We start from the raw sequence: 3,200 nt of genomic DNA, 5'->3' as shown, positions 1-3,200 counted from the left end.
CCGAGCGGAAGGTCGAGACGGTGCCGTCGCGATCGGTCACCTTCCATTCATTTGTGGTGCCGTTCAGCGCAATGCGGCGATAGGATTCATTCTCCGTCGCATGCGTGCCGCCGATCGAGCACGACGGCGACACCATGCCGGCCACGCAGGCGACCATCGCCTGGCCGTCGAGCAGGTAGATATCGCTCGTGGTAAAGGCCGGCATGCCATAGCCGGGGCTTGCCCGCTCGATGACGTCGGAACCGCCAAGGCCCCAGGCATAGCCCAGCCAACCCTGGTAGAGGCCGCCGGTCTTGGTCCTGCGTGAAGACTCGTAGGTGAGTGCGATCGACGGTTCGATGCCGTGGAAGTCCGGGACATCGATGCCGATGGCATAGCCCAGATTGCCATTGCCTGAACTCTTCGGCAAATCCACCTTCGGCGTGCCGATCGCCTCTGGATCGCTCTCAGTGGTCGTCTCAGTCGTCGCTGCCGCTGCTGCCGGCTCCTCGGGTGCCGCCTCGCTGTCGGTCGGTTGATCCGCCGTGCCGGCCGCGGCCGCGTCGGTGCCGACCGTGGCTGCCGCGTCCGGACTCTCGGTCGCCGGTGCACTGCCGGAAGCGTGCTCATCCCCCGCACTCGGCTGATCCGATGAGCCGCCGCTGCCCATAGCGGCCCCGCCATTGCCGAAACCGCCGCTCGCACCAGCATCTGGCGAGCTCCCTTGCGCCTCCTGCGCAAAAGCCGCCATCCCTACGGAGCTTCTAATATAAGAAACGAAAGATGTATCCGCGCCGAAGACACCAGCGGCAAGCAATGCCGCACCAACAAGCAACTTGTTCATGATTCCCCCGAGCCCAAGTTGCTTACTTCTACTCAGCCCCAGTCAAACGAATACGACACCGCATCATCATAGTGGGAATATCCACAGGGAAATTTTAAAAGGTGCGAGCGGCACTCATCAATCGTACGCTGCTCAGCTGAGTTAGGCAGCCTGAACCAAAACTTTGCGAATGGCTGCGAATTAACAGCTACCCCAGACCTCCTCCACCGTCGTGTTTCAGGCGTGGCAGCAGCAGCCCACCTGCCGCCTAGGAGCGCCGCTCGCCGTTAAAGACTTTTTCGAGCTTCCCGAAGCGCACCAGATCGTTGAGTGCGGAACGGATTTGCGGCCAAGGAAACTCAGAGCACTCTTCCCATGCCTCGCCCTCGCGTAACACGGCATCAAGCTTGCCAGCCACGCCGGCGAGAGTCGTGGCGGCGATGGTTGAGAACGCTTCCAGCAGATCCTGCGCCCAGTCGCCAGCCTCGCGCTCGGCCCTGAATACGGTGTTATAGCCGATCTCCTCGGCAGCCGCATCCCAGCGCGCCTGATGCGCCGCGAAATGGGCCTCGGCCGCCTCGCGAAGGGCGGCCATATCCGGCCTTGTGCCGAGGAATTCATTGAGCGCCTCAATCGAGTGGACCGTCACGTCCTCGCCCTCGGACACGCGGACGGTCACACAAGGAAAGCCGATGCTCTCGATAAGCTTCGTTTCCAGTCACTGTTGCCTGCGACAAAGCCGCTCGCTCAGCCTGTGGGCGGTCTGCCATTCCCACCAAAGCGCCAGCGCTGGGTCGGAGGGGGACATCTTCGTCGCGGCAGCGTTGCCGGTGAAAGTACCTTTTTCAAGCATCAAAGCGGTGGACGTGATCATTCCTCCCGCAAGTACTTGCCTACGGGTGACGAAAGGGAGACTCGTGGTATTGTCGGAATCACCCATGATCCGAGCTCCTAACAGCTTGGTTGTGGTTAGGCCGGGCTAAGCGTGTCAGCGCTCAGCTCGGCCGCGTTAGGGAATCTGATCATACAAATTGATTGACGTCAATCGGATTGTAGCCAATGGAAAATGCGCTAACGATAGAGCAGTGTCGCGGCGCTCGGGCGATGCTTGGGTGGAGCCAAGACGAACTAGCTAGAGCCGCAAAGGTGGCTCGGCAGACGATTGCGGATTTTGAGCGTGGGGCGCGCATTCCAATTGCCAACAACCTGATAAGTATAAGGCACACACTTGAGAGGGCCGGAATCGAGTTCCTGTCCGAGAATGGTATCCGTTTAAGACCCCGCATCTAACAAACTGTTTGCTACTAGGCTTGGCCAATCGTTGCCGGCGATAGTTGCGAGCCAAAAGTGCCACGTGATGGGCGCTTTCACAGCCCCAGCCCACGCTTTCTGCCGAAGCTCCAGTCGATGCCCCCGCTGTCTTGCACGAGCCCGCTGATGTGCTGGCCGACGCGCTTGTCGAGCATCGGCTGCCAGGGAACGAGCTGAAGCCCGAGCCCGTTGTCCAGCATGGCAAAACGCCCGCTGGCAAGGCGGACCGAGTCAAGGAGGGTGCCGCCGACATAGTTGCCGGGCTGAACGGGCGCGAAGGTAAGGCCGCGCGCAGCGGCGATTTCCTTACCGACGCGCGTGACCTCCTGGAGTTCCAGCGTGGCAACAAGGTCGCGCGCGAAGGTAATGGTCCCGCTGGTTGGATCGCGTTCGGCATGGGCCATCCCGACGAGCTGGGCAGCCCGTTTGTCGAGAGCGTTGTCGACGTCGAGACCAAAGCCTGACCGGACCAGCGGCATGGGATTTTTTGCCGTAAGCTCCCGGTCGAGCCAGGTGGCGCCATCGCTGCCGACCTGCGCGTCAAGATCGAACGTCGAGAGCACACGCAGGGAGAAGTCCTTCTCGGCGTTGCGGCCATCATAGGCGATGCCGCGCTCGGACAGGTCTTTTGGAATGCGCCAGTGGTCTTCATCGATACGTTCGACGTGGCCGGCCCGGCGCAGCGCTTCGAGACGGCGGACATGGAAACGGACAAAGGCGTCCGGGTCCTTGCCCTGCTGCAAAAATGTCTCGCGGATCGCCTCCAGGTGTTGGCTCGGGCGATAGATGCCGTCCTCGCCCGCTACGCTGCTGATGTTGCGGTCGGCCGCACGTGGCTCCTGCTTCGGCAGCACCGGATCGAGCGCCACGATGTGGCCGCGCTGGATGTCTTCGAGCTTTGCCGCGTCGGCAGTCTCGACATAGTGGGTGCGCCCGTCGACGCCGTCGATGACCAGCGACAGCCGGTCGCTCATCTCGTCGCCGGCAAGACCCTTGGCGAGCACGCGGCCGACGACCGGCTCGGTGATGGTCTGGCGGTGCATGACATATTGCGCCGGACCCCGCTCGTGGGCGAGGCCGTGCTCGT

At 62.1% G+C, this 3,200-nt stretch carries 4 protein-coding genes and 1 pseudogene; 1 reads left to right on the top strand and 4 read right to left on the bottom strand.

Annotation, left to right across the window (positions count from 1 at the left end; translation table 11 throughout):
* From NKJ81_RS32370 to NKJ81_RS32360, 3 genes and pseudogenes are all read right to left on the bottom strand, one after another.
* Positions 1–823, bottom strand: a pseudogene (locus NKJ81_RS32370) (hypothetical protein); the annotation flags it as partial.
* Positions 824–1,070: 247 nt separating this feature from the next.
* Entirely contained in the window at positions 1,071–1,481 is a 411-nt protein-coding gene (locus NKJ81_RS32365) for a hypothetical protein (RefSeq protein ID WP_352542963.1), read from the bottom strand.
* A gap of 39 nt (positions 1,482–1,520) precedes the next feature.
* Positions 1,521–1,742, bottom strand: coding sequence for a hypothetical protein (locus NKJ81_RS32360; protein WP_352542962.1), 222 nt, complete (start codon positions 1,740–1,742; stop codon positions 1,521–1,523).
* Positions 1,743–1,861: 119 nt separating this feature from the next.
* On the opposite strand from NKJ81_RS32360, the gene NKJ81_RS32355 reads away from it, so the two are divergent.
* The gene (locus NKJ81_RS32355) at positions 1,862–2,092 is read left to right on the top strand and encodes a helix-turn-helix transcriptional regulator (RefSeq protein ID WP_502904366.1); all 231 of its coding nucleotides are present in this window, start codon (positions 1,862–1,864) and stop codon (positions 2,090–2,092) included.
* Positions 2,093–2,169: 77 nt separating this feature from the next.
* On the opposite strand, the gene NKJ81_RS32350 is transcribed toward NKJ81_RS32355, so the two are convergent.
* Positions 2,170–3,200: DUF3363 domain-containing protein (locus tag NKJ81_RS32350; RefSeq protein ID WP_352542961.1), on the bottom strand; the 1,031-nt coding region annotated here is incomplete at its 5' end.

Origin of the sequence: Mesorhizobium sp. M0018 (genome assembly GCF_040323955.1) — a bacterium.
GTDB lineage: Bacteria > Pseudomonadota > Alphaproteobacteria > Rhizobiales > Rhizobiaceae > Mesorhizobium.
Note: the sequence above shows the minus strand (reverse complement) of the source record. Positions and strands in the feature narration are given on the sequence as shown.

Excerpts from the sequence above, each read along its gene's own strand:
- NKJ81_RS32355 (WP_502904366.1), top strand. The coding sequence starts at position 1,862 with ATGGAAAATGCGCTAACGATAGAGCAGTGTCGCGGCGCTCGGGCGATG.
- NKJ81_RS32360 (WP_352542962.1), bottom strand. The coding sequence starts at position 1,742 with ATGGGTGATTCCGACAATACCACGAGTCTCCCTTTCGTCACCCGTAGG.